The organism is Limnohabitans sp. (genome assembly GCF_023910625.1).
Taxonomy (GTDB): Bacteria; Pseudomonadota; Gammaproteobacteria; order Burkholderiales; family Burkholderiaceae_C; genus Limnohabitans_A.
This window is the reverse complement of record NZ_JAAVVW010000003.1, coordinates 54,724-79,812: the sequence shown is the minus strand read 5'-3', so window position 1 is coordinate 79,812 and position 25,089 is coordinate 54,724. Positions and strand designations below refer to the sequence as shown.

Below are 25,089 nucleotides of genomic sequence, written 5' to 3'. Positions count from 1 at the left end.
CCGTAGCGGAAATTGGTGCCAGCACCCCAGCTGCCCAGCGCTCAGTGTCAATTCTGAAGTGGTGTCGTACTGGTTACCCGGATCTGTGGGTGTAGTGGTGGTGGGTCGTGTCGGGCACGAGCAATGCTTCGGTTGAATCTTGAATTTTGATAAAACAAACTATCCAAAAAATTATGATCCATCCTGTCTGTTGAAAAAGCACTAGTGCCGCCGTTGGTGCCGGTGGTGGCGCCGTTGCCCGAGAGATCCCAGTAATAAAAGGTTTTGTTCACCCACACCGGCGCTGCCAGCGTGCCGGTGTTGACGGCCACAACGACTGGCGCGATCAGGTTGCCGTAGGTGCCCTGGCTGATGGTTGATACCGGCGCGGCGTAGGTGATGGCCGCGTTGTCCACCGTGTTGCTGGCGACCACATTGCCCGCCACGTCTTTGAAAAAGCCGTTGACGATGTCCACGCCATCGGCCTGGTTGCCCAGGCCCCTGCCTGCGCCGGTGTTGGTCAGCCAGTAGCTGTTGTTGGCGTTGCTGTCGGCACCAAAGTAGTCCCGCTGTGTTTGGCCATTGGCGTCCAGTTCGCCAAAGTCTCCGCCCGATGAATCGCCGCTGTAGGCCTCCAGCGCGGTGATTTTGGCGCTGGTGAACTTGATGGCCAGTGTGTTGCTGCTGGTGACACGGGCGCTTTCGATGTCGGCCAGGGTGAAGGTGCCTGCAGCTGCGGTCTGTACACCATTGGTGCTGTTGCCATCAAAATCATAAGTGAACTTGCTCCAGTCCAGCCGGGCTTTGATGTCGGTGCCATTGGCGCCCATGGTGTCGCCGCTGTTCACCATGTCGAGCAGTTGGTTAAAGTTGGTGCCATTGATCACCATGGTGCGGGTCAGGGCACCCGCGGCAAAATTGGCTTCGTTGGCGTAGTTGCCGTAGTAGGTGACGCCAGAGACAGTGGGAGTGGGGTTGGACAATTGCAGCGCGGTGTTCCAGCCCGTAACGAAAGTATCAACATTGTTATGGATATACCCATTGAAAAGCGTGACGGCAGTATGCGCGCCACCGCTGGTTTGGTCGGCAGCCCAAAGGCGGTCGGTTGTTGACCACCCCGGTGGGGTGCCACCCCCGCCAGTGCTCCCAGTGGTGCTACTGGTGTTGAACTGGTCCCAAACGGCCCTCAAGTCTGAGCGCTGGTTGTTTGCATCGTTGGCTGATATTGAAAGACCAGCACCATCGCCACTGGCGGCCGCCGTTGGCAGTGCCAGTTGGATGTTGTTGAAAGTGGTCAGGTCACCATAGCGGAAGTCTGTGGTGTTGAACCCCCCCGACGTGGTGTCTGCCCCCGCAGTACCACCGGTAAAGTTGCTGTTGCGGTAAAACAAACCGTCCAGCGTATCGTGGGTCACGAAGTCGCCGCTAATCGTGCCATCGCCTGACCTGTCCCAGTGGTAAAAGGTTTTGTTGACCCACACCGGCGCTGCCAGCGTGCCGGTGTTCACCGCCACCACGGTGGGGGCGAGCAGGTTGCCGTTGCCGGCGCCCAAGCTGATGGTTTGCGCCGGGCCGGCGTAGGTGATGGCTGCATCGGCGGTGGAATTCGTACTGGCATTGCCTGCGGTATCCCTTAAAAAACCACTCAGCACGTCAATGGTGTCGGCCTGGTTGCCTTTGCCTGCGCCTGTGCCGCTGGTCCAGTAGGTGTTGTTGGCATTGCTGTCGGCACCAAAGTAATCGCCCTTCGTGAAGTCGTTATAGCTTTCCAGCGCCCGGGCCTTGGCTGAGGTGAGCTTGATGGTGAGCGTGGTGCCGTTGGTGACGAAGGCGCTCTCGATGTCGTTGACGGTGAATGCGCCGCGCGCACCGTAGAGCTTGCCGTCAGCACCAAGGTAGGTGCTGCCGTCCACGCCGGTGTCGTTGCCATCAAAGTCGTAAGACAGTTTGCTCCAGTCGAGCCGGGCTTTGATGTTGGTGGTGGCGTTTTCACCGGCTTCCAGCAAAGTGCTGAAGTTGGTGCCGGTCAAAACGATGGTGCGGCTGGTAAAGCCCGTAGCATCTGTGAGGTTGGTAGAGCCTTCCTGCGCGTTGGCGAAATAGGTGGCGCTGCCAACGGTGGCCGTGGGCGCTATGATGTCATAAACAAAGGTATCCACAGCAAAGGCGAGACCGCCGCCGATGCTGGCCGTCACGGCTTTGTTGCCCGGGCCGGAGTCAATGAGCTGCTGTTGGCTGATGTTGATGGATGCAAAGCCGTTGGTCAGGTCGGTACTGGTCACGGCACGCGAGATTGTCTGCTGCGTCCCGCTGCCGGAGCCCGGCAAGGTTAAGGTGATGGTCTGACCCACCGAAGCCCCGTCAAGGGCGACGGCCACGGTCACGCCGTCAGCCGCTTCTTGGGCGTTCAGGTTGCGGTCAGCGAGCTCGCCACTGGCGTTGACCACAATGGCGCGCAACTCGGACATGCTGTTGGCCAGGCTGGCATCGGTGCCGGTGCTGGTGGCATCTATCCTGGTGCGTATGGCTTCCAGGTTGGTGCTGGTCACGCCGGTCAAGCCGAGGTTTGTCAGGTTGGCCACCGTCAGGGCGCCGCCATTGACAGCAGCCACCACGGCTGCGGCACCGCTGGCCATGTTGTTGAGGTTCAGTTGGGCCGTACCGCTGGCGGCTTGCAGTGCGCTGTTGAAGAGGGCGAGCTTGTCTGTGGTGTCCACCGCAGTCAGGCCCAGAGCATTGACTTGTAATGAGGAAAGCGGTTGGGTGATGTCGTCGAGCAGGCCGGCGCTGTTCAGCGCGTTCAGTTGGGGCGTCGAGAGGATCTGCACTTGCGCCAGTGTCAGCGCGGCCACTTGTGTAGGCGTGAGGGCTGCGACTTGGGTCGTCGTCAGGGCCTGCACTTGGGTGTTAGTCAGGGCCGGCACTTGGGCGGTAGTCAGGGCCTGCACTTGGGCGGTAGTCAGGGCCTGCACTTGGGCGGTAGTCAGGGCCTGCACTTGGGTGTTAGTCAGGGCCTGCACTTGGGTGTTAGTCAGGGCCGGCACTTGGGCGGTAGTCAGGGCCTGCACTTGGGCGGTAGTCAGGGCCTGCACTTGGGTGTTAGTCAGGGCCTGCACTTGGGTGTTAGTCAGGGCCTGCACTTGGGCGGTAGTCAGGGCCTTCACTTGGGTGTTAGTCAGGGCCTGCAATTGGGCGGTCGTCAGGGCCTGCACTTGGCCGGTACTGAGCAATATCACGTTTGCAGTTGTCAGGCCCTTGATGTCAGTGCCCAGGGCTTGAACATCGGCGGCGATCAGGGTGCCGACCTGTCCGCTGGTCATGCCGCCAATGGCCGCCTCTGTCAGGGCGGCGAGCTGCGGCGTGCTCAGCGCATCAAACTGCGTCGTGCTCAGCGCAGCAATCTGCGCAGCCGTCAGGCCGCCAATTTGGGTGGTGGTAGAAAGCGCGGCCACTTGTGCAGCCGACAGGCCGGTGATGTCTGTGCCCAAAAACCCAATCTGCTCGGCGCTCAGGCCGGTCAGGCGGCTTGGGCTGGCGCTGGCCAACTGACCAATTTGCGCAGCCGTCAGGCCCTCGAGTTGGGTTGGGCCCAGTTGCGCCACTTGTGCAGCGGTCAGGAGGGCGACATCGCTGCCCAGGTCTGCTACCGCCGAGCGAGTCAGGCCGGTCAGGTAGCTGGTGGTGACCAGGGTGTAGGCCACGTTGGCAATGGATGTGGCGTTGCCGGCTTTGTCGGTGACTTTGAGTCGCAGTTGGTTGGCACCTGACGGTCAGGGCGGTGCCGCTGGCAGATAGGGGCCAGTCCAGAGAACTGCTACGGTTGAGGTAAGTCGTGATGTCGACCCAACTGGTGCCGGTGTCGGTGCTGGCCCACAGGGTTTCTTGGTTGTCGCCGACGGTGACCAAAGAGCGGGTGAGGTTGACTTGAATGCGCTGTTCGCTGGCGGTGGTGTAAAAGCGTCCGCCAGTACCGATGCCCTGGTTGCTTAAGCTGATGGCGGCACCGCTGGCCAGGGCGACGTTGGATTCTGTGGTGTCCACTGTGTAAGCCTGGTTAACAAGCACGCTCTCATTGCCGGCAATGTCCACCACTTTGAGGATGATGCGGCTGTTGGCGCTGTTGGTGGTGAGCAAGTTTACGCCCGTCCAGCTCAGGCTGGCGCCTGTCAAGCTGCTGTTCAGCGAGATAAAGCTGCCCCCGTTGTTGATCGAGCCCAGCAGGGTGTTTCCCAGAGCCAGGGCGCTGCTCAGTGTGGCGCGGATGGTCTGGCTGGTTTCGTTGGTGATCCAGTCGGTGTTTTGTGGGGAGGTGCCGGCGTCGTAAATGCCGGTGATCGTGGTGCCACTGTCTGCCGAGAGGCTGAGCCCGCCTCCTGATGCAAAGGCCATGACTGGCGGGGTGGTGCGCACCGTGACGGCGTTGGCGTAGCTGGTGATGGCACTGGTGTTGCCGGCCCGGTCGGTTTGCTCGACCTGAATGTCGAAGGCCTCGTAGCGGGTGCCGAGAAGGCCCGAGCTGGGCAGCACAAAGCTGCTTCTGCCGCCCGCCAACACCGCGCCGCCGGTTTGCCAGTCACCGCCGCCCAGTCTGTAGCGCCAGGTGGCCCCGTCTTCCAGGCCCGTGACGTTGATGGTGCCGTTGTTGGTGACGAAGTCAACGTTAGAGGTGCCGGTGTCTGCGGCCAGCGCCAGAGTGGGTGCAGCCGCGCTGGTGTCAATGGTGATGGCTCTGAGGGTTTTGTCAACCGCACTGACCAGGCCGCCCTCGCTGGTCTGGCGCAACTGGATGGCGCCCAAGGCATAGCTGTCTGCAGGGGCGATAAAGAAGGTGCCGCTTCCAGTTGTCCAGGTGGTGCCGCCATCGAGGCTGTATTGCCAGGTATGACCGCTCAGGACGTCTGTGACGTTAAAGCGGCCGTTGCGGGTGATGCCATCGTTGGTATTGACGCCGGTGTCTGCGGCCAGCGTCAAGGTGGGTGGCGGGGGCAAGGTTTCCAAAAAATAAGTTCGGTTGCCCAGGGCGGCCAGCGTGTTGCCAGCCACGTCGGTGATTTTAAAGACAATGGTGTTGTCGCCCTCGATCAGGCTCACATTGGTCCAGACCAGGTTGCGCCCACCGGTACTCAGGTTGACAATGCTGCCATTCAGGTCTGTCCAGGTGGTGCCGTTGTCCACACTGCCCCAGAGGGTTTCACCGTTGGCTTGGGTGATGTCAAGCCGTTTGCCCAATTGGGCGGTGATGGTTTGTACTTTGGTGGCGGTTCTGAAGTCACCCGGTGTGCCGGTGTCTGCTGAGATGGTGATGGTGCTCAGGTCGATGCTGTTGTCCGGCACTGTGGTGTCGAGCACGTAGGGGGTTGCATTGCTGTTGCTGCTGATATTGCCGGCAGCGTCTCGCACCTGAAACACCAGGCTTTTGGTGCCAGGGGCGGTTTGATTGACCAGGGCGGCAACGTTCCAGTTGAAAGTGGTTGCGCCGGTGACGCTGCTGGTGCTGCGGTTGGTGATTTCGCTCCAGTTGCTGCCGCCATCGACCGAGCCAAAGATGCGCTCTGTGGCGAACACCGCGCTGGTGATGGTGCCGCTAACGGTTTGCGCCGCTGAGTTGGTGATGAGGTCGGTGCCGCTGGTGCCGCTGTCAACGCTAAAACCCAGGCCGGTCACCACCGGCGTGGTGGGGGCCGTGGTATCGAGGATGTAGACCAGGTTGACGCCGGTATTGACTTGCGCGGCTTCGCTCAGGCTGGTGGCTGTGCTGGTGTACCTGAATTGCAGCGTTCTGCTGCCGCTGGACAGGCTCGCGCCGGTCAAGACCAGGGTGTCGGTGCCGTTGCCTGCAACGCCTGTGCTCCAGACAGCAGCGTCGGTGGTTTTCCAGGACAGGGTTCTGGTGCTTTCCAGGGCTTTGGAGAATTTGACGGTGATGTTCTGGGTGCCAATTGCTGGTGATCAGGTCGGCCAGAGACGCCGGTGTCGGCACTGAAAGTCACGCCGGCAATGGTGGGCGGCGTTTGCAGCACGGCCGTCTGGAACTGCGCCACATTCGTGACAGTGGGGTCTTTAAATCCGGATTCGCCGCGGGCGAGATCTACTTCTTGGAGCTGGCCTGCCACGGTTGCGATGGCGGCTGTCGGACTGGTGAAGTTGTTTAACCTTTCCAACTGGGAGATGGTGTCGAGCAGTTTGCCGGCCGGGTTGGCGCCGGCATTGGGGCTGCCGTTCCAGATTGACTGGTGGGGATGACGGCAATGTCTGACAGCAGTTGGCCCGTGGTGCTGAGCTCCAGGGTTTTGGCCAGGGCCCTGCTGATGGTCAGGAGCTCTGCCAGAGGACCTGGATGGTGACCACCGAGCCCTCGGCCAGGCCGGACTTGACTGCCGCCAGTTCGGTCAGGGGGTTGATGTGGACTGTTTTGGGAACAATGCCTTCGGTGACAACGATGGCACGCAGGTCTGGCAGTGCCCCTGTTTTACCAAGGCTCAAGCCTGTCTTGGTGGCTTCGTCCATGTAGTCGGCGTCGTTGGGGTTGCCGTCGAGTACCTTGAAAATGACAACGCCGCTGTAGCCGTTGGTGATTTTGATTTCAAAAGCGCCGGTGGTGCCCTCCACCGTTTCGTCGCTGCCCAGTATTTTGCCGTCGCGGTCATAAGCCACCACGCGCAGCTGGTTGGCGGCCAGCATCGGGCCGAGGGTGACAGTACCCGTGAGAGACAGCGAGGACAGGTTGACCGGGCCTGAGGAGGCCGCAGAGACCACCGCCGCAGCCGCCGCTGCGCCGCCGCCGCCCGCGGCGCCCGCGGCGCCCAAGGCGCCCAAAGCGCCCCAGGCCGGGCTAATGTTAGGCGAGAAAGCCGCTTTTGGCGGCCGCCGGGGCCTGGCTTGCCGCGTCTGGCTGGATGATTTGGGTCAATTTGCCTTCGATGTTGCTGCTGAAGGCCTCTAGCTGGCGCGACAACAATTCAATTTGGGTTTGTTGTTTGGTCAGTAAGTCGGTGATGTTTTTGTTGAGTTCTGCGTTGCTGCTCAGCACATCCAGCGGTTTGCCGGGCGCGTTGGCGTCTGGCGTTTTGCTGGCATCGGCGGTGGCGGCAGCGTCTTTGCTGGCCACCGACAGGTCGGACAAGGCGTCAGCCTGGACAGTGCCCACTTGTTTGAGCAAGTCAGCGGCGCGTATTTCGCCGTCGGCAAAGGCAATGCGCAGGTTGGTGTCGATCATGGCGCGCATCGCGCCGTCGCGGATGGTCACGCGCTGGCCAGACTTGAGGATGACGATCAGGTCGGTGTCCAGCACCCGCACCGAGGCGATTTCTGCCGCTCGCATGGGCAAGCGGATGACCTGGGTTGCAGCGATGGTTTTGGGATCGGCCATGATTTAGCTCCAGTCTTCAGATGTGTGTCTGCTGCAGGCCCAGCTGTATGCGCAGCTTGGCTCCCACTTCTTCGAAGGTGTCTTTGCAGGCCAACAGGCTCTCGCGCAGGGCTTGTTGTTCTGTTTGTTGCAGGCTTTGGCTTTGCAGCAGTTTGTTGCCCAGCAGGGTCTGGCTGGCCTCTGAACGCACCAGGGCCTCGGCCATGAGTTTGAGGTGCAGGTTGGTCTCAGACTGCAAGGCGCGGTGTTGCTGGTGTTGCGTCTGGTCCTGGTGGTGAATTTGCCGCAGTTGGGTGCCCATTTGGTCCCAGGCGTCCATCCAGTGCGGCCCCGCGGCCATGACCTGGTGCACCATGGCGTCAATGCGGTTGCGCTCTTGCAGGGTCTGGTTGATGTTGACGGTGGCGGCCACCATGCTCTGAATGTCTTGGCGGGTTTGCGTGGCCGACTCCAGCAGGCTTTGGTAATGGTCGGTGGCTTTGGCCACCATCTGGGTGCCGTCAGCAATGACGCGCGCAATCACGCCGTCGAGATCATTGCGTTCGCGCATGGTGCGGTTGAGGTCTTCGGCTGAGCGCAGCACGCCTCGGGTTTCATCCTGCATTTGCAGCATCAGCGCCGTGAGGGTCTCATTGCGCTCGCGCATTTGCTGAAACATGGCGTTCCAGCGCTCGGATTCGGCCCAGGCCAGTTCGGTGTCGGCTTGCAGGGCAAGGACGCCCTCGCTGCCAGCGCCATAGTCGTAGTCGCGCACGCTTTCACGGATGGCCTTGACGACCTGGCCGCCGGTTTTGCGCACCGACATGACCACCATGCCCAACAGCAAAGAGCCCATCAGGCCGTACAAGGACGCCACAAAGGCGGTGCCCATGCCGCGCATGGGGGCTTGCAGCTTTTGCAGCATGTCCTTGAACATGTCGGCCTGGGTGGCACCTGCCGAGCTGTTGCCCATGAGCGCAGAAAACAGGTTGCCGAGCTCGTCCAGCGTGCCCAGCAAGCCAATGAAAGTGCCCACCAGGCCCAGACCAATCAGGGCACCCCCCAAAAAACCCGGCAGTGTGAGCTGGCTGCCAATGCTTTTTTCAAACTCCAGCATCTCGTTTTCTACGGCGGCCTGGCGCATGCGCAGGGGCAGCACCGCTTTGCCCGACAACAGGTTGTACAGCGGCGACAGTTGGGGCACCCATTGGGTGCTTTCGAGCAGGCTGGCACGGTCTTCTTTGCCGGTCTTTTGCCAGCGCCGCAAGTAGGACTCTTCCCGAATAAAGCGCAGCAGGCTGTACCAGGACAGGATGAGCCCCATGAAGAAGCCCCCAAAAATAAGATAGACCACCTCGGGGTGCGGCGTGGAGACGATGGAGGCCACCACCGCGTTCCAGAAAAGTGTGACCGTAGCCACGATGACGATCATGGTGGGCGCGATGGCGTTCACACCGTACCCCAGCACACGGAAAAAGTACTGCTGTTTTGATAACTTGGCGATAGACATCAGGGGGCTCTCAGTGTGGGGAAAGGTTTGGGCCGTTAAAAATCGGGGCTTGGGGGGCGTGCGCTCAACCGGGGGCGGGCGGGCTGCCTGGCGGGTTGCCTGGCGGGCTGCGCGCCAACCACACGGTTTGCTGGCCTGCGGCTTGCAGGTCCTGCCCGCTGTCGAGCAGCCGAACTTCGATGGCTGGCGGGGGCTGGCCCGAATCGATCAGGGCGTTGCGTATCGCCATGGCGCGCTGATAGGCTTGGCGCGCCTCGACGGCGTTGCGCGTGTTCACGCTGACCCAAATGAGCCACTGCGGGGCGGTTTGGGCTGTGGAAATTTTGCGCAGGGTGTCGCGCACGGCGCTGTCATCGGCAGCGCTGAGGCGGGAGTTGCCGGGCCCAAAGTCAAAGCGCACCAGGCCTTCGCCCGCGCTGTCTTGGCGCAAGATGGCCCAGCGCACAGCAGCGGGCTTGTCGCCGCCCTGGGGGGGACTTTCTTGCACAAACAAAGGCTGGGGTGGCGCCTCTTGGGCCTGCGGCACATCTTGCAATTCTTGTTTGTCTGGGTTGCTGACAGCTTCAATGGACTTTTCTTTGGGCGCATCTTTCACCACGGTGTTCAGGGCCAAGGCAAACACCGCCACCACAAACAGGATGTTGAGCATGACGTTGGTGATGGCATCCACATAGGCTGGCCAGAAACTGCCGTCTTCGTGGTGGTTTGCTCCGCTCATGGCTGCCCCTTTTGGGTCACGTTTGCAGGTGCTTGCAGACTGCCGGGCTTGACGAAGACCTTGCCTTCGGTCGCCAGGGCTTGGGCATTGGCCGTTGGGCTGCGCGTGAGCGCCGGGTCGGTGTCCAGCAGTTGCTGCTCAATGTTTTTGGCTGACACGCCGGATTCGATGAGCAAGTCGCGCGTGGCCAGCACCCGGATGTAAGCCAGCCGCTGCGCCGATGCGTTGCCTGGCTCGCTGTAAGCAAACACCTGCCAGATGCCTTCGGGGTTGGCCCTGTTCAGTTGGGCTGCAAATTGGGCGCGTTGCGCTGGCCCAATGTCCACCGTCTGGCCGGAAAAGTTGAGCACCCAGCGCGCACCTTTGGCTGGACTTGGAGGCCGGGGGGTTGGGGATGATTGCACTTGCCGCTCGAGCTCTGGTTTTTCTGTAGCACTCGCCAGCACCAATGCGATGGCGAGGATGGCCATGATCAGCAGCAGGGCCAGCAGCAGGCACGAAATGACAGAGACATAGCCCTGCCACATGGTGTCTTCTGATTCTTGTGCGCTGGCGGCTTCCACTTCAGACTTCTCCTAGCGATGTTGGCAGGGTTTCGGAACAGCGATCAATGACCCATCGAACCACCTGGCCCGGGTGTGCGCGCAGCTTTTGTGGGCTTGTTTGCTGGTGGTTGTTTTGGACATTTTCAACAGTTTTGCCATTTTAATCAACTGACTTTTTTGTTAAAAGGCCGCATTATGATACATATGGATGCAAAAAACAAATCGGGGAAGAAACTTCCTTTTTTGGGCCCTTGATTTCTGCCCGAGCGGGTCACCCGCGCTGGCCGCTTCCACGTCAGCCCTCTTGCAGCGATGTTGGCAGGGCTGTGCACCAGCACGCGACCCCGGAGCCAGCCCCGCTGGGCACGACAGCGGCCATGGGTGCTGCCGATACGTCTGCCCAAGCCCGGGGCTGGCCCGAACCCGCTGGCAGCAGGCGCTGCACTTGCTGGCAGATGGTTTGAACGGTTTTGTCAATGGGTGTCAGGTCAGTGACAGGGGGGTTCATCCGGATGTCTCAATTTCGACGTTTATTGGACTTAATTTCTGATTTATCGCAATAGTAACATGTTCAGACATTTATTATAAATAAATGAAAATTTTTTTAATAAAAGCGGTGTCAGACTGACCGCATGCCCGGTGCTGTCTCAGGCGCAGTCCATCGGCTGGCCGACGCGGTGCGGCAAGCTGATGCGAAGGGTCTGGCATTGGAGGCTGTGGCTCAGGCTGTGCTCAGCGCCCGGCGATCAGCCCGAGCAACCGGGCTTTGTACAAAGCCTGCAAACGGTTGTTCACGCCCAAACGCCTGAAAAGACGCCAAAAATGGACTTTGACGGTGTGCTCGGAAATGCCCACTTTTTGGGCAATGTCCTGATTGCTCATGCCGGACTGCAGCAAAATCAAGAGCTGTGACATGCGGCGCGTCAACTTCACCGCCTGCAAGGTCTGGGCCTGATCGCCTGGGGCCATCAGGCCCAAAGAGGCAAAACTCGCGGCCAACTTGCCCCAGGGCACCAGCTCGCCAAACAACATATCGGCCTTGCCCCAGCCCAGCTTGAGCCGTGTGGCCGCAAGATCGTCGCCGCCACCAAACCCCACAAAACGCAGACCGGGGCACACCGATCTGAACATGCGCAACTGCTCGATCTGCTGTGCGTCGGTGCAGGTGTCCACCCACACCCAGATGGGGCGGTATTGCAGCGACAAATGCAAAATGTCGTCGATGTTCGTCGCCGTCACCACCCGCAAACCCGGCAGCTTGTCGCTGAACATCGAAGCAATGGCCCTGCCAACGTCAGGGTGCGGGTGATAGACCACCAGGCACCCTGACCAAGCATCATGGTTTGACATGCGTTATCCTTTAAAAAAAACCGCATGGGCGGGCACACAGCGGCCGCGAACCCACACAAAACCGTCAAAAGCCAAAGCAAGCCCCGCACCGCCGCCTTGCGCCATAGGCCGCCACAACCGACTCACAGCACCGCCGATACGCGGCCTCCGGTGGTGATGGTGATGGCTTTGAGATGACTTAAAACTTTGGATTTCGAATTAAAACTGAAGCGGTCATAGTACCACAAAATACTTATAAAAAATCGTGTGAGTACAAAGATACAGTTCTTTACCACTTGGTGGTTTTTGTCACTTTTGGCCCAACGCGCCGCTGAAGGCGCGCGCAATGGGCTTGCCGATGAAGTGCAGCACGCTGCGGCGGCCGGTCTGGATGTCAACGCTGACGGTCAGGCCGGGTTTGATGTCTTCGGGCCGGATGCGGCTGTTTGCTGGCAGTTGCAGGCTCAGGTGGGCGCGGTAATAGGTCTGGCTGCTGCGGCCGTCGGGGCCGGGCTCGTTCAGGGTGTCCGAGCTGAGGTAGTCCAGGCGGCCTTCTACAGGGCCGTAGATGCTGTAGTCGAAGGCGTCGAGCCGCAGGGTGGCGTGCTGGCCCACTTCGAGCTGGCCGATGTCGGTGGGGTTGATCTTGGCTTCGACGAGGTATTGGCCCTCGGTGGGCGAGATTTGCATGAGCTCATCACCGGGGCGCAGCACGCCGCCCAGGGTGTTGAAGCGCAGGTATTTGACGATGCCGTTGGTCGGGGCTTCCAGGATGGTGTGGTCATAGATGCTCTGGCGCTCTTTCAGTCGGCTGCGCTGGGCGGTGATTTCGTCTTCGATGCGGGCCAGTTCCCTGCGGGCTTCGGAGCGGAATTTGTCTTGCGTGGCCTGGATGCGTTGCTGCACGTCGAGCACCTGGCGCTGGGCGCGCATGAGTTCGACTCGGCTGATGTCGCCGCTATTGAAGAGCCGTTCATTGAGTTGCTGCTCTTCTTCGGCCAGCCGCAACTGGCCGCGCAGGGCGGCGGTTTCTTGCTGCAGTGCAGCGGTGTTTTGCTGGTAAAGCGATTGCTGGGCCTGCACCAGGTCGGGGTGGCTGCGCCGGTAGGCGTTGGGCTCAAAGAGCTGGGCACTGGCTTCGGCCTGGGCGCGCAGGCGGGTGATTTCGAGGCCGGCGATGCGGTTGCGGACTTCGTCCACGCCGGCGCTGGCGCGTTGGTTTTCGAGGCGGGCCAGCACTTGGCCTTTGCGCACGGTTTGTCCTTCGGTGACTTGCAGTTCTTGCAGCACGCCACCGTCGGCGACCTGGATGATCTGGGTGCGCTCTTGCGGAATGATCTGGCCGGTGGCTCGGACGATCTGGTCGATCTCGAACCACGCGGCCCACAGCACAAAAGCCAGCAGGGTGCCGAGCAGCAGCAGTCCTGCGCCTGGACGGATGGAGGGTGTGGCGGTCATGGTGTGGCCTGTGCGGGTGCGGTAGGGGGAGCAGATGGGTTTGCCGGTGCCGGGGCGGCTGGAGGGGGTGCAGCACTCAGATGCTGCAGGACCTGGTCGCGGGGGCCGTCGAACATGAGTTGCTGGTTGTTGAGCACCATGATGCGCTGGACCAGCCCGAGCAACTGCGGTTTGTGGGTGACCAGGATGAGGGTGCTGTCGGGCCGCTTTTGGAGTTCTTCGCTCAGGGTTTGCAGCACGCGCTGCTCCAGTGGCGGGTCCATCGAGGCGGTGGGCTCGTCCAGCAGCCAGATGCTGGGCTGGCGCAACAGGGCGCGGGTGAAGTGGACCAGTTGGCGTTGGCCACCAGACAGGCCCTGGCCGCCTTCAAAGATCTCGCGGTCGAGCCCTTTGGGGTGCGGCGCGATGGCGGCGTCAAACAGCCCTGTGCGGCGGGCCGCGATGAGCAGGGCTTCGTCGCCGGGGTCGGCCAGGCCGAGGATGAGGTTTTCGCGCAGGGTGCCTGCAAACAGGCGGCCGTCTTGTGCGACAAAGCCGATGTGCTCGGACAGGCAGTCTTTGGCGATGAGTTCGAGTTCCATGCCGTCGAGCAGGATGCGGCCACCCTGGGGCTTGTACATGCCCGAGAGCAGTCGCAGCAGACTGGTCTTGCCGCTGCCGATGCCGCCAATGACGGCGATGCGTTCTCCGGCGCGGATGTCGAGCTTGGGCAGGCGCAGGGCCTGCGTGCCGCTGTATTGCATGTCGATGTTGCTGAGGCTGTATTGGCCGTGCAGGGGGGCCACCAGGGGCTGAGTGCCTTCGGGGTGATCGGAGGGCAGTTTCCAGAAGCGGTCGAGGTCATCGACGGCGACCTTGGTTTGGGCCCATTGCATGAGCAGATTGGGAACCATGGCGATGGGGTTGAGGATGCGCCCGCTCAGAATGGAGCAGGCGATGAGAGCCCCCATGGTGAAGTCGTCCATGCCGATGGTCAATGCGCCCAGGGCCACCAGTGTGATGTAGGCCAGTTGTTGCAAGGCGCCGACCATGAACTGGGCGTTTTCGGTCAGGACGCGGGAGCGGTGCTCGTACTGGCGGGCTTCGTCGGTGATGTCAAGCCAGCGCGAGAGCATGCGCCAGCCGCCCTGCCCCGACTTGATGGTTTCGGCGCCTTCGATGCTTTCGACCAGGATGCCGGATTTGTGGTGCAGTGATGGTGTGGCCAGACGGGTCAGGTGTTCGATGCGGCGCTTGGAGATGGTGGCTGCGATCAGCCCGGCGACCAAAAATGCACCCGGAATCAAGGCCAGATTGCCGGCCATGAAGAACAGCACAAGCAAGGTGAGCAAGGCCAGCGGGATGTCAACCATGGCCTGAGTGACCAGACTGACCAGAAAGCTGCGCAGGCTTTCGTAGCCGCGCAGACGCGAGGCGGTGCTGCCGACGCTGGGCGGCAATTGGTCGAGGCGGATGTGCAGAAAGCGACCAAATACGGTGCGGGCCAGGCTTTGGTCGATGAGGTCGGTCAGGTGATGGATCTGGCGCGAGCGCAGCCATTTGCCCAGCACTTCAAGCAGGATGGAGGCGATGACGCCGAGGGTGATCGCCAACAGGGTGCCGCTGGCTTGGGTGGGGACCACGCGGTCGTAAACCTGCATGCTGTAGAACGAGGTGGCCAGGGCCAGCACCGTCACCGTCAGGGTGGCGGCGGCGATGTCGAGGACGGCGCGGGGGTGTCGCCAGATTTCGCTCCAGACCAATTGGAAGCTGGGGCTGGCCGATGGCGAAAAACTGGCCACCATGCGCAGGCGCACGGTCTGGCTGCCGGTGGCGAAGTCGCGCACGGCTTCTTCGCTGAATTGCCGCAGCGTGGGGCTCCAGCGCTGCACGGTCCAGGTGCCGTCGTTGCGGCTGGCCACGATGAGGGCGGGGAGCTGGTCTGGCTCCAGCAACAGTGCGGGCAGGCGCGAGGGGTCGGGCTGGCCACTGCTTTGCGGACGGGGCCAGCGCTGCGCTTGGGCCAGCGATGTGAGGGCCTGCAGCAGTTGGGGCGGCGTGACTTGCTCTGACAGTTGGGCTTCGCGCAGCAGGGACTGCACTTGCAGCACGTCGATGGGTTCGCGGCGCAACTGCGACAGGCGCATCAGGCAGGCGGTCAGGGCTTGGGAGGAGTCGGGGGGGGCCATGCTGGTGGGTGTGTGGCTTGCAAAGGCAATGGACCTGTCAGCGCGCGGGCCGGGCCAGGTAGGCGTCCAGTCCTTGGGTGTTCAGGCGCAGGCGCTGTGCAGCCAGCCAGGCTTGGGCGCTGGTGTCGGCCAGTTGGGCGCGCAGTTGGGCTTTTTCGCGGGCACTGTTCATGAGTTCTTGCCAACTGCGGCGGCCGTTGTCGAACTGGGTCTCAGAGGATTGGAGGTAGGCGTCTGCGGCTTCCAGCGATTGCTGCAGTTGGCGCGCCCGTTGCATTTGGGTGATGCCCTGGAGCTGGTCTGCGGTGATCAGGTCGATGAGGTCGCGGCGGCGCATTTCCAGGTCTTGTCGCTGGGATTCGACCCGGCTTTGCGCCGAGCCCACAGCCGTCAGGCTGGACAGGCCCCCGCCATAGCTGGTGCTCATGCCGATGAAGGCTTTGCGCACTTCGCCGGTGATGTCGCCGTGAATAATTTCTCCGCGCGCATAGACCTCGGGCGAGAGGCGGGCTCGCGCCAGGTCAACGTCGGTTTGGGCGGAATCGATTTGGGCACGGCTTTTTTGCAGCACGGGGTGGTTTTCGTCTGGCTCGGGCGTTGGATCGGGGGCGTTGGGCGCTGCGGCCTGCAGGTCAGGCAGGCCCATCGGCAGTGAGTTGGGCCATGGCCGTCCCCACATTTGACGCAGCCTGTTGAGGGCTTGTTGCTGCTGGGCGCGGGCCAGTTCGAGCTCGGCCCGCACATTGGCCAGCCGTGACAGCGACAAGAGGATTTCGCTGCGGGCGATTTGCCCTTCGGAGGCGCGCGCCTGGACCCGATTGACGTAACGCTGGTGCAGCGCTTCGGATTCGGTGAAGGCCTCGACCCTGCGGCCTGCGGAAACGGTTTCGACCCAGAGTTCTAGCCAGCGTGTGGCCAGGTTGTGGCGTTGCTCGCGCCACGTGGCGTTGGCCAGGCTGGCCTGTGCTTTGGCACGCTCGGTCTGGGCGGTCAGGCGTCCGCCTGTCCAGAGCGGTTGTTGCAGTCGGGCAAAGCGCATTCTCGAGTCGAGCAGGCGGTTGATCTGGTTGCTGCTTTCCACCCCGAAGGATGGGGTTGGGAAGTATTGCCAGCGGGCACCTTCGACTTCTTGGGCTGCGGCTTGTCTTTGCTGGTCTGCGGCACGCACGACGGGGTGCTGGTCGAGCATGTCGGGCAGCATGTTGTGGTATTGGAAAGCGTTGTCGGCTTGGGCTGGCAACGCAAACAACACCCCCGCCAGGGCCATCGATGTGACAAAAATGATGTTCATTGAATGGAGATTGGTTTTGATCGGTGCAAAAAGTGGTTTTTTCAATTGTCTCTCGCAGTTTCATTCGAATGGCAATTCTAGCCATCTCCAGCTTTGCACGTCAGCCAGGGCGATCTGAAGGTTTGTTTCTGTTTTATTCACCCAGGATAGATCAATCCTAGAAAACGCAGTTGCCCGCTTTGAACCCGCTGGAAACCCTGATGTATCCTGAGCTTTGTGAGCACGAAGACGCTCACCTTGTGGGTGACACCGCTACGCACCCGATGGCACAGCCCTGGGGGGCACTGGCGGCGTTGCTCGTCGTTCCAGGGGTGCAGCCTGCGGTCTCCTCGCGCCTGGCCATTGCCGCCATGGGTGTGTTGGGATCGGTCGCGGTTTTTGTCTGCCGTCTTGGCGTCAGGTCGTGGTCAGTGCCGCCCGGATGGTGCTGGCAGAGCTGTCCCCCCCTCAAGGGGGTGGCAAGCGGGTTGGTTTGTCGTCCAATTCTCGGGCTTGGACATCGACCACTTGTTCGTCTGTGGGCTGGGTTCGCCAGGCAGGGGCAGGTCCCGGTGCAGGCCTGCGGAAGCTGCCCTGCCGGAAGGTTTGGCGCATGGTGTTCAGTTGCTGCCAGATCATGAGCACCTGTGGCTTGCGGCCCGTCAACACCCAGCGCAAGGTGGCCCACACCAGGTACAGGCCCAAGGCCGCCCACAGCCCCAACAAGAACACCAGGCCCAAGAGGGCCATGAACAGGTGCAATAGCCAAGTCAACAAAGTTGCCACGGTTTCATCCTTTGGGGCATCAGGGCAGGCGTTCGAGTGCCTGCATGTAATCGGTCGAGCGCACCAACTCGTCCCAGGGGCGTGCGGGCGTGCGGGGCAGCAGGTTCAGGCGGCGCTCTTCGCTGGCTTCGTTGGGCTGCACATGCGATTTGACTTGCGCCTGGGCCAGTTGGTCGAGCACTTGATCGAGTTCAGCGCCGCCGTTGTCTGTAGAGCGGTTGCACAGCAGCGCCAGGTCGCAACCGGCTTGCAGCGCTGTGAGGACCGCTTCGGTGTAGCTGAGTGTGCGCCCGTGCATCTGGCGGGCGGCGACCATCGACAGGTCGTCTGTGCACACCGCGCCCTGAAAGCCCAATTGCTCGCGCAGGATGCCCTGCAGCCAGCGGGACGAAAAACCTGCCGGGCGGTCATCTACCTTGCTGTAAATGACGTGTGCGGGCATCACGGCCGTGAGCACGCTGCCCAAGTGGCGGTAGGGCAGCGCGTCGTCGCTCAGGATGGCTTTGAGGCTGCGCTTGTCCACCGGCTGTGCGACGTGCGAGTCGGCCTTGACCGCGCCGTGCCCCGGAAAGTGTTTGCCGCAGTTGCCCATGCCCGCTTGCAGGAGGCCCTGCATCAGGCTGCGCGCCAAGAGGCTGACGGCTCGCGGGTCGCGACCAAAGGCGCGGTCGCCTATGACGCTGCTCTCGCCATGGTCCAAGTCAAGGACAGGGGTGAAGCTGAAATCGACCCCGCAGGCGCGCAATTCGCTGGCCAACACAAAGCCCGCCGAGGTGGCCGCTTCGCAGGCCTTGAGCACGCCCGAACCGGGTTGGCCTTTGTCGTCTTCTGTCCAGAGTTGGCCCAAGGCCCGCATGGGTGGCAGGTGGGTGAAGCCGTCGGTGCGAAAGCGCTGCACGCGGCCTCCTTCGTGGTCAACCGCGATCAAGAGGTCAGGACGGATGCTTTTGATGTCGGCACACAAGTCGCCGAGCTGCGCACGGCTTTGCCAGTTGCGGCCAAACAGGATGAGGCCTGCTACCAGCGGGTGCGCCAGGCGACGGCGGTCCACGGCGGTCAATGTGGTGCCGGCAATGTCGATGATCAGGGGGGCGTGGATACTCATGGTTTGTTCTTTCGATGTCGGGTCGGACCCGGGTAATTCAAGGGCTTTCGACCACGCAAAAACTCGCGGCGTATTCGCTTTCGTCGGTCACGGTGATGTGGGCTTTCAGGCCCTGGGCCTCAAACCATTCTTTCAGCCCCCCATGCAGCACGATCACCGGCTGGCCGCTGGGCAGTTTGCCCACCTCACACAGCCGCCAGGTCATGGGCATGCGCATGCCCAGGCCGATGGCTTTGCTGAAGGCTTCTTTGGCCGAAAAGCGGGTGGCCAGGTAGCGCACGCCGCGCTCGGGCCAGCGGGCGCTGCGGGCCTTCCAGGTGGCCATTTCGGCATCAGACAGCACCTTGGCGGCAAAGCGCTCGCCGTGCCGATCCAGGCTGGCTTTGATGCGGCGGATGTCGCAGATGTCGGTGCCGATGCCGTAGATCATTTTTGCAGGCAGGCCAAGTACGCTTGCACCGTGGCGGTGTAACCCATCTCCAGCGCATCGGCCATGAAGGCGTGGCCGATTGAGACTTCTTGCAGTCCCTTCACCGCCGCCACAAAGGCTGGCAGGTTGTCACGGTTGAGGTCGTGGCCCGCATTCAGGCCCAGGCCCGCTTGCTGGGCAGCCACTGCTGCATCGGCGTAACGCTGCAGTTGCTGGTCTTGCTCGGGCGTTCCAAAGGCGGCGGCATAGGGCTCGGTGTACAGCTCCACCCGGTCAGCGCCCACGGCGCGGGCATGGGCCATTTGCTCAGGGATCGGGTCCATGAACAGGCTGACGCGCACACCCAGCGCCTTGCATTCGCCGATCAGGGGTTGGAGGCGCTCGGCGTCTTGCGGAAAAGTCCAGCCGTGGTCGCTGGTGAACTGGCCTTCGCTGTCGGGCACAAAGGTGACTTGGTGCGGGCGCACGGCACGCACATGGTCCATCAGGTTGTGGAAGGGGTTGCCTTCGATGTTGAACTCGCGGTCGGGCCAGGCTTGCATGAGCGCGTGCAGCTCGGGCACGTCGCTGGCGCGGATGTGGCGCTCATCAGGCCGGGGGTGGATGGTGATGCCATTTGCGCCCGCCTGGAGGCAAAGCTGCGCCGCACGAGTCACGCCGGGGAGGCCCAGGTGCCGGGAGTTGCGCAGCAAGGCGACTTTGTTGACGTTGACCGACAGGGCCACGCTTTGCTTGGAGTGGGTCATAGGGTTTGCAGGTCCAGCATCATTTGGCGGGTGCGCAATGTGCCGACTCCGCAATGGTAGTTGAGCATGAGGCGCAGGGGGCGTTGCAGTTGCACCAGCAGGTCAGCGCATTCGCGCAGCAGTGCCGCCAGCGGGCTGGCCGCATTCAGGGCGGTGTGCAGCGCCAGCCATTGCGCGCCAGTCAGGGCCTGGCAGCCGTCGTCAGGCAACCACTGCAGGCCTGCTTCGGGCAGCAGGTTGTAACGGTGTTGGGGGGTCAGCGGCTGAAGGGTCAGGGTCTGCGTGTTGAGCGCGGGCAGCAAGCCCATGTGCTTGAGCAGCAGCAATTCGAACGCCCGCAAGGCCCATTGCAGGGCCTGAGCGTCGCCACTGGCGAGCAGTCGCACAGCAGCGGCATAGACATCAAACAACTGCGGGTGCGGGTCGTCGCGCGCGGTCAGGCGCATCAGCAGCTCGTTGAGGTAATAACCGGACAGCAGCGCCTCGCCTGTGGGCATGACGTGCCCGCCCACCCATTCGGCCGATTTGAGGGTGCGGATGTCGCCATCGCCCCCAAAGGCCAGCGACAAGGGCTGCAAGGGCAGCAGCACCGGACGAAAACTGGATGTGGGCCGCTTGACGCCTTTGGCCACCAGGGCGGTGCGGCCGTGGTGGCGGGTGAAAACCTCCAAGATCAGGCTGGTTTCGCTCCAGTCGTAGCGGTGCAGCACATAGGCTGGCTCGTCTGCAATCCGCTGGGAGGCCATGGGCGGTGGATTTACTCGTAGCCGAAGCTGCGCACGCGGGCTTCGTCGTCGGCCCAGCCGGATCGCACCTTGACCCACAGTTCGATGAAGACCTTGGCGTCCAGCAGCTTTTCCAACTCGACGCGGGTTTCGGTGCCGATGCGCTTGAGCTTTTCGCCCTTGTCACCGATGACCATGGCTTTGTGGCCTTCGCGCTCGACCACGATGGTGGCGGCAATGCGCAGCATGCGTTTGGCGGTGCGACCGGCTTCTTCTTCGAACTTGTCGATCACCACGGTGGAGGTGTAAGGCAATTCGTCACCGGTCAGGCGGAACAGTTTTTCGCGCACCATTTCGCTGGCCAAAAATTTCTCGCTGCGGTCGGTGAGTTCGTCTTCGGCATGCCACCAGGGCTGCTCGGGCAGGTATTTTTCGCAAATGGTCAGCAGGCGTTCGATGTCTTTGGGCTGCTTGGCCGACATGGGCACAAACTCTGTGAAGGCATGGCGCTCTTGCAGGCTTTGCAACCAAGGCGCAATGTCGCCACGGCGGTGCACGTTGTCCAATTTATTGGCCACCAGCAAGACCGGGATGCCGGGTTTCAGCAGCGCCAGCACTTTGGCGTCCGCCGTGGTGAAGCTGCCCGCCTCGACCACGAACAAGACCAAATCCACATCGCTCACCGCACCGACCACGGTCTTGTTGAGCGACTTGTTGAGCGCGGTGCCGTGGATGGTCTGGAAACCGGGCGTGTCCACAAAGACGTATTGCGCCGCGCCTTGGGTGCGGATACCGGTGATGCGGTGGCGCGTGGTTTGGGCTTTGCGCGAAGTGATGCTGATCTTTTGCCCCACCAAGGCGTTGAGCAAGGTGGACTTGCCCACGTTGGGCTTGCCCACAATGGCCACCAGGCCGCAGCGCTGGCCTGCCACCGGCACAGGCGCGGGGACGACAGCGACCGGAGGCAGTGCAGCGTCTTCGGATGCGTTTTCAGAAGCGGAACGCGGCTGAATGGTCACGCCCGCAATTTGAACGGGACGGCGCATGGTTTGCTCATGCGGCGTGCGTTCAGTTTCAGGCGTTTTTTTATCGGTGCTCATGCGGCGCTTTCAGATTTCAGGGTCTGCAGCATGGCGGCTGCCGCTGCTTGTTCGGCAGCGCGACGCGACGCGCCCGAGCCTTGCTGGGTTTGGCGCAATTCGGTCACTTCACAAGAGACCTCAAATTGCTGTCGATGCGCCGCCCCGGAGGTACCGACCACGGTGTACTTGGGCAACGCGAGCTTGCGCCCTTGCAGCCACTCTTGCAGCTCGGTTTTGGGGTCTTTGCCCACCGCCTGCATGTCGGGTTTGATGTCCACTTGGGCAAACAATCGCTCGACCAAGTCTTGAGCATCCTTGTAGCCGCCGTCCAGATAGACCGCGCCAATGATGGCTTCCAAGGCATCTGCCAGGATGGAGGGGCGGTTTTGACCGCCTGAGCGCATCTCGCCCTCGCCCAAGCGCATCACGGCAGGCAAATCCAGGGTTTTGGCCAGTTGGTGCAAGGTGTCTTGCTTGACCAGGTTGGCCCGCACGCGCGATAAATCGCCCTCGGGCAGACTGGCCAGTTGTACATACAGCAGGTTCGCCACCGACAGGTTCAGCACTGAATCGCCCAAAAACTCCAGGCGCTCGTTGTGGTCGGCGCTGAAGCTGCGGTGCGTGAGGGCCTGCTTGAGCAACTGCGGCTGGACAAAGGTGTAGCCCAGGCGGATTTGCAGCTCGGACAGTGCGGGAGTTGTGGCCACACCCACCTCAGTCAAAAGCGCCGATGCGCTTGAGGTTGCCGAAGTTCATCCACACGAAAAAGGCTTTGCCCACGATGTTGGCGTCAGGCACAAAACCAAAGTAACGCGAGTCCAGCGAGTTGTCGCGGTTGTCACCCATCATGAAGTAATGCCCTGCAGGCACTTTGCAGGTGATGCCTTCGACGGTGTAGTTGCAGTTTTCGCGGCCCGCAAATTGATCAGCCCCGGGCACAAAAGCCGGACGGTCATCGTCTTGCAGGGTTTGGTGTGCCTTGGTGCCCAGGGTTTCGCTGCGTTGCTGGTGGTAGCGCATGGTGGACTCGTCAAAAAATTCGGGCAGCACTTGGGTGGGCACCGGTTTGCCGTTGATCGTCAGGCTTTTGTTCAGGTAAGCGACCTCGTCACCGGGCAAACCCACTACACGTTTGATGTAGTCCACGCTGGGCTTGGGGGGGTATCGAAACACCATCACATCACCGCGCTGCACGGGAGTGCCTTCGGTGAGCTTGGTGTTGGCCACCGGCAAGCGAATGCCGTAATGGAATTTGTTCACCAAAATCAGGTCGCCGATGTGCAGCGTCGGGATCATGGAGCCCGAGGGGATCTTGAAAGGCTCGAACAGGAATGAACGGAGCACAAACACCACCACGATGACGGGGAAGAGCCCCGCCGTCCAGTCCAGCCACCAGGGCTGCATGAGCAGTTTTTCGCGAGACTCGCGGATGTCGGTGTCGACCTTGTCGATGCCCATTTTGGCCAAGTCGGCGCGGCGCTGGGCGGTCTCGGCCTCAAGCTGCGCGACCGCTTTTTGGCGCTGCGGCAAAAAGAAGAAGCGATCGGCCAGCCAATACATGCCGGTGACCACGGTGGCCATCAGCAACAGCAGGGAAAAGTTGCCCTCTAAAAAACCCAGATACCAAGCACCGGCGTAGCCGACAAAAAAGGCCAGCACCAAAGACGTAAAAAACTGCATCAATCTTCCACCTGCAAAATGGCCAAGAACGCCTCTTGGGGCACCTCGACCGAGCCAATTTGTTTCATGCGCTTTTTACCCGCTTTTTGCTTTTCCAGCAGCTTGCGTTTGCGGGTGATGTCGCCTCCGTAACACTTGGCCAGCACGTTCTTGCGCAAAGCCTTGATGGTTTCACGGGCGATGATGTTGGCACCAATGGCTGCCTGAATCGCCACATCAAACATTTGGCGGCTGATGATCTCTCGCATCTTGGCCGCCACCGCACGCCCCCGGTATTGGGCCTGGGTGCGGTGCACGATGATGGACAGTGCATCGACCTTTTCGCCGTTGAGCATGATGTCCACCTTGACCACGTCAGAGGCACGGTATTCCTTGAATTCGTAGTCCATCGAGGCGTAACCCCGGCTGACCGATTTGAGCTTGTCAAAGAAGTCCAGCACGATCTCACCCAAAGGCATTTCGTAGGTGAGCATGACCTGCCGGCCGTGGTAGGCCATGTTCATCTGCACGCCACGCTTTTGGTTGGCCAGCGTCATGACGGGCCCCACATAGTCTTGCGGCATGTAAAGGTGCACCGTGACGATGGGCTCGCGAATTTCTTGCAGCTTGCCCTGGTCGGGCATTTTGGAGGGGTTTTCCACCATGATGACTTCGCCGTCGCCCTTGACCACTTCGTAAACCACGCTGGGCGCGGTGGTGATGAGGTCTTGGTCAAATTCGCGCTCGAGGCGTTCTTGCACGATTTCCATGTGCAACAGGCCCAGAAAGCCGCAACGAAAACCAAAGCCCAGCGCTTGCGAGACTTCGGGCTCGTAATGCAGCGATGCGTCGTTGAGCTTGAGCTTTTCCAGGGCATCGCGCAGGGCGTCGTATTGGTTGGCTTCGGTCGGGTACAGACCGGCGAACACTTGGGGCTGGATTTCCTTGAAGCCTGGCAGGGCCTCGGTGGCTGGCCCCATGTTATTGGGCAGCTTTTTTTCCAGAGTGACGGTGTCGCCCACTTTGGCTGCCTGCAACTCTTTGATGCCCGCGATGATGTAACCCACCTCGCCCGCTTTGAGCGATTCGCGTGGCTGGTTGGCGGGGGTGAACACGCCCAAGCTGCCCGCTTCGTAAACCGCGTTGCTGGCCATCATGCGGATGCGCTCGTTTTTGAGGAGCTGGCCATCGACCACGCGCACCAGCATGACCACGCCCACATAGGTGTCGAACCAACTGTCGATGATCATGGCGCGCAGCGGCGCATCGGGGTTCCCTTTGGGCGGCGGTATGCGCGCCACCACGGCTTCGAGGATTTCTTCGATGCCCATGCCGGTCTTGGCCGAGCAAGGTATCGCGTCGGTGGCATCGATGCCGATCACGTCTTCGACTTCGGCGCGGGCGTTGTCCGGGTCGGCGTTGGGCAGGTCCATCTTGTTGAGCACAGGCACCACCTCCACACCCAGGTCGAGCGCGGTGTAGCAGTTGGCCACGGTTTGCGCCTCAACACCCTGGCTGGCATCGACCACCAGCAATGCGCCTTCGCAAGCAGACAGCGAGCGACTGACTTCATAAGAGAAGTCCACATGGCCAGGGGTGTCGATCAGATTGAGGTTGTAGAACTGACCGTCTCGGGCTTGGTATTGGAGTGCAGCGGTTTGCGCCTTGATGGTGATGCCCCGCTCTTTCTCGATGTCCATCGAGTCCAGCACCTGAGCTTCCATGTCGCGTGCTTCGAGTCCGCCACATCGTTGAATCAAGCGATCGGCCAGGGTGGATTTGCCATGGTCGATGTGGGCAATGATCGAAAAATTTCTGATGTGATTCATCAAAGAAGTTCTGCAAGTGGTTGTGGATCAAAGATCCGGGAAAGAAAAAAGGGCGCGTCTGGTGTTGACGCGCCCTGAACCAACAATCAATGGCAACTGCGATAGTTGGGACTTCATTGTAGGCAAATTGGTCCGCTCGCACAGCCCCAGGATCGGGTTCAGCAGGTCGTTGCAGTCATGCAACACGAAAGTTATCAACAACTTATCCACAATACACCCGGTCAAAAAAGGGACAACTTGTGGGTTGCCTGTGGATCGTTGGTGGAAACATGCGCTTCATACCGCATGGTGAATTCAGCCCCGCTTTTTACACCCTCTGTCAGGAAAGATGTGGCTGAATTTTAGCCAAATTCATGATGATGACCATAAAAAGTCAGCGTGCGCACACTTGAAATATATTTT

General features: G+C 61.2%; 21 protein-coding genes. All 21 read right to left on the bottom strand.

Annotation, left to right across the window (positions count from 1 at the left end; all coding sequences use genetic code 11):
* Positions 1–47: 47 nt before the first annotated feature.
* The 21 genes from HEQ17_RS03245 to lepA all read right to left on the bottom strand — a co-directional run bounded on the left by HEQ17_RS03245 (position 48) and on the right by lepA (position 24,687).
* Positions 48–3,431 (bottom strand): hypothetical protein, encoded by a 3,384-nt coding sequence (locus HEQ17_RS03245; protein ID WP_296293659.1) that lies wholly within the window; start codon positions 3,429–3,431, stop codon positions 48–50.
* On the bottom strand, positions 3,352–5,790 hold the full coding sequence (locus HEQ17_RS03240) for a hypothetical protein (RefSeq protein WP_296291269.1): 2,439 nt from the start codon (positions 5,788–5,790) through the stop codon (positions 3,352–3,354). The genes HEQ17_RS03245 and HEQ17_RS03240 overlap by 80 nt, the downstream gene beginning before the upstream one ends.
* Positions 5,791–6,291: 501 nt before the next feature.
* Entirely contained in the window at positions 6,292–6,786 is a 495-nt protein-coding gene (locus tag HEQ17_RS03235) for a hypothetical protein (RefSeq protein WP_296291268.1), read from the bottom strand.
* Between the two features lie 31 nt (positions 6,787–6,817).
* Entirely contained in the window at positions 6,818–7,348 is a 531-nt protein-coding gene (locus HEQ17_RS03230; RefSeq protein WP_296291267.1) for a hypothetical protein, read from the bottom strand.
* A 16-nt stretch (positions 7,349–7,364) separates the two neighbouring features.
* On the bottom strand, positions 7,365–8,837 hold the full coding sequence (locus tag HEQ17_RS03225) for a hypothetical protein (RefSeq protein WP_296291266.1): 1,473 nt from the start codon (positions 8,835–8,837) through the stop codon (positions 7,365–7,367).
* Positions 8,838–8,901: 64 nt separating this feature from the next.
* Positions 8,902–9,555 carry a hypothetical protein gene (locus HEQ17_RS03220; RefSeq protein ID WP_296291265.1) on the bottom strand — a complete coding sequence of 218 codons (654 nt, stop codon included), beginning with the start codon at positions 9,553–9,555 and terminating at the stop codon, positions 8,902–8,904.
* On the bottom strand, positions 9,552–10,118 hold the full coding sequence (locus HEQ17_RS03215) for a hypothetical protein (RefSeq protein WP_296291264.1): 567 nt from the start codon (positions 10,116–10,118) through the stop codon (positions 9,552–9,554). The genes HEQ17_RS03220 and HEQ17_RS03215 overlap by 4 nt, the downstream gene beginning before the upstream one ends.
* Before the next feature lie 277 nt (positions 10,119–10,395).
* On the bottom strand, positions 10,396–10,608 hold the full coding sequence (locus HEQ17_RS03210) for a hypothetical protein (RefSeq protein ID WP_296291263.1): 213 nt from the start codon (positions 10,606–10,608) through the stop codon (positions 10,396–10,398).
* 224 nt (positions 10,609–10,832) lie between these two features.
* Positions 10,833–11,450, bottom strand: coding sequence for a helix-turn-helix transcriptional regulator (locus HEQ17_RS03205; RefSeq protein ID WP_296291262.1), 618 nt, complete (start codon positions 11,448–11,450; stop codon positions 10,833–10,835).
* Between the two features lie 288 nt (positions 11,451–11,738).
* Positions 11,739–12,887: an HlyD family efflux transporter periplasmic adaptor subunit gene (locus tag HEQ17_RS03200; protein WP_296291261.1), complete on the bottom strand. Its 1,149-nt coding sequence runs from the start codon at positions 12,885–12,887 to the stop codon at positions 11,739–11,741.
* On the bottom strand, positions 12,884–15,055 hold the full coding sequence (locus HEQ17_RS03195) for an ATP-binding cassette domain-containing protein (RefSeq protein WP_296291260.1): 2,172 nt from the start codon (positions 15,053–15,055) through the stop codon (positions 12,884–12,886). Before HEQ17_RS03195 ends, HEQ17_RS03200 begins: the two co-directional genes overlap by 4 nt.
* Before the next feature lie 37 nt (positions 15,056–15,092).
* Positions 15,093–16,346 carry a TolC family protein gene (locus HEQ17_RS03190; RefSeq protein ID WP_296291259.1) on the bottom strand — a complete coding sequence of 418 codons (1,254 nt, stop codon included), beginning with the start codon at positions 16,344–16,346 and terminating at the stop codon, positions 15,093–15,095.
* A 447-nt stretch (positions 16,347–16,793) separates the two neighbouring features.
* Positions 16,794–17,111 (bottom strand): hypothetical protein, encoded by a 318-nt coding sequence (locus HEQ17_RS03185; RefSeq protein ID WP_296291258.1) that lies wholly within the window; start codon positions 17,109–17,111, stop codon positions 16,794–16,796.
* A 19-nt stretch (positions 17,112–17,130) separates the two neighbouring features.
* A complete protein-coding gene (gene nagZ / locus HEQ17_RS03180; RefSeq protein WP_296291257.1) occupies positions 17,131–18,216 on the bottom strand; it encodes a beta-N-acetylhexosaminidase in 1,086 nt (361 codons plus the stop codon).
* A gap of 37 nt (positions 18,217–18,253) precedes the next feature.
* On the bottom strand, positions 18,254–18,646 hold the full coding sequence (acpS, locus tag HEQ17_RS03175) for a holo-ACP synthase (protein WP_296291256.1): 393 nt from the start codon (positions 18,644–18,646) through the stop codon (positions 18,254–18,256).
* Positions 18,643–19,392: a pyridoxine 5'-phosphate synthase gene (locus tag HEQ17_RS03170; RefSeq protein ID WP_296291255.1), complete on the bottom strand. Its 750-nt coding sequence runs from the start codon at positions 19,390–19,392 to the stop codon at positions 18,643–18,645. Before HEQ17_RS03170 ends, acpS begins: the two co-directional genes overlap by 4 nt.
* Positions 19,389–20,138, bottom strand: a complete 750-nt coding sequence (gene recO / locus HEQ17_RS03165; protein ID WP_296291254.1) for a DNA repair protein RecO — start codon at positions 20,136–20,138, stop codon at positions 19,389–19,391. Before recO ends, HEQ17_RS03170 begins: the two co-directional genes overlap by 4 nt.
* Before the next feature lie 11 nt (positions 20,139–20,149).
* A complete protein-coding gene (gene era, locus HEQ17_RS03160; protein WP_296291253.1) occupies positions 20,150–21,217 on the bottom strand; it encodes a GTPase Era in 1,068 nt (355 codons plus the stop codon).
* The gene (gene rnc, locus HEQ17_RS03155; protein WP_296293658.1) at positions 21,214–21,888 is read right to left on the bottom strand and encodes a ribonuclease III; all 675 of its coding nucleotides are present in this window, start codon (positions 21,886–21,888) and stop codon (positions 21,214–21,216) included. Before rnc ends, era begins: the two co-directional genes overlap by 4 nt.
* Positions 21,889–21,913: 25 nt before the next feature.
* Positions 21,914–22,879: a signal peptidase I gene (lepB, locus tag HEQ17_RS03150; protein WP_296291252.1), complete on the bottom strand. Its 966-nt coding sequence runs from the start codon at positions 22,877–22,879 to the stop codon at positions 21,914–21,916.
* Entirely contained in the window at positions 22,879–24,687 is a 1,809-nt protein-coding gene (lepA, locus tag HEQ17_RS03145; RefSeq protein WP_296291251.1) for a translation elongation factor 4, read from the bottom strand. Before lepA ends, lepB begins: the two co-directional genes overlap by 1 nt.
* Between the last annotated feature and the right edge of the window lie 402 nt (positions 24,688–25,089).

Excerpts from the sequence above, each read along its gene's own strand:
- HEQ17_RS03230 (WP_296291267.1), bottom strand. The coding sequence starts at position 7,348 with ATGGCCGATCCCAAAACCATCGCTGCAACCCAGGTCATCCGCTTGCCC.
- HEQ17_RS03225 (WP_296291266.1), bottom strand. The coding sequence starts at position 8,837 with ATGTCTATCGCCAAGTTATCAAAACAGCAGTACTTTTTCCGTGTGCTG.
- HEQ17_RS03220 (WP_296291265.1), bottom strand. The coding sequence starts at position 9,555 with ATGAGCGGAGCAAACCACCACGAAGACGGCAGTTTCTGGCCAGCCTAT.
- HEQ17_RS03210 (WP_296291263.1), bottom strand. The coding sequence starts at position 10,608 with ATGAACCCCCCTGTCACTGACCTGACACCCATTGACAAAACCGTTCAA.
- HEQ17_RS03205 (WP_296291262.1), bottom strand. The coding sequence starts at position 11,450 with ATGTCAAACCATGATGCTTGGTCAGGGTGCCTGGTGGTCTATCACCCG.
- HEQ17_RS03200 (WP_296291261.1), bottom strand. The coding sequence starts at position 12,887 with ATGACCGCCACACCCTCCATCCGTCCAGGCGCAGGACTGCTGCTGCTC.
- HEQ17_RS03195 (WP_296291260.1), bottom strand. The coding sequence starts at position 15,055 with ATGGCCCCCCCCGACTCCTCCCAAGCCCTGACCGCCTGCCTGATGCGC.
- HEQ17_RS03190 (WP_296291259.1), bottom strand. The coding sequence starts at position 16,346 with ATGAACATCATTTTTGTCACATCGATGGCCCTGGCGGGGGTGTTGTTT.
- nagZ (WP_296291257.1), bottom strand. The coding sequence starts at position 18,216 with ATGAGTATCCACGCCCCCCTGATCATCGACATTGCCGGCACCACATTG.
- acpS (WP_296291256.1), bottom strand. The coding sequence starts at position 18,646 with ATGATCTACGGCATCGGCACCGACATCTGCGACATCCGCCGCATCAAA.
- HEQ17_RS03170 (WP_296291255.1), bottom strand. The coding sequence starts at position 19,392 with ATGACCCACTCCAAGCAAAGCGTGGCCCTGTCGGTCAACGTCAACAAA.
- recO (WP_296291254.1), bottom strand. The coding sequence starts at position 20,138 with ATGGCCTCCCAGCGGATTGCAGACGAGCCAGCCTATGTGCTGCACCGC.
- era (WP_296291253.1), bottom strand. The coding sequence starts at position 21,217 with ATGAGCACCGATAAAAAAACGCCTGAAACTGAACGCACGCCGCATGAG.
- lepB (WP_296291252.1), bottom strand. The coding sequence starts at position 22,879 with ATGCAGTTTTTTACGTCTTTGGTGCTGGCCTTTTTTGTCGGCTACGCC.
- lepA (WP_296291251.1), bottom strand. The coding sequence starts at position 24,687 with ATGAATCACATCAGAAATTTTTCGATCATTGCCCACATCGACCATGGC.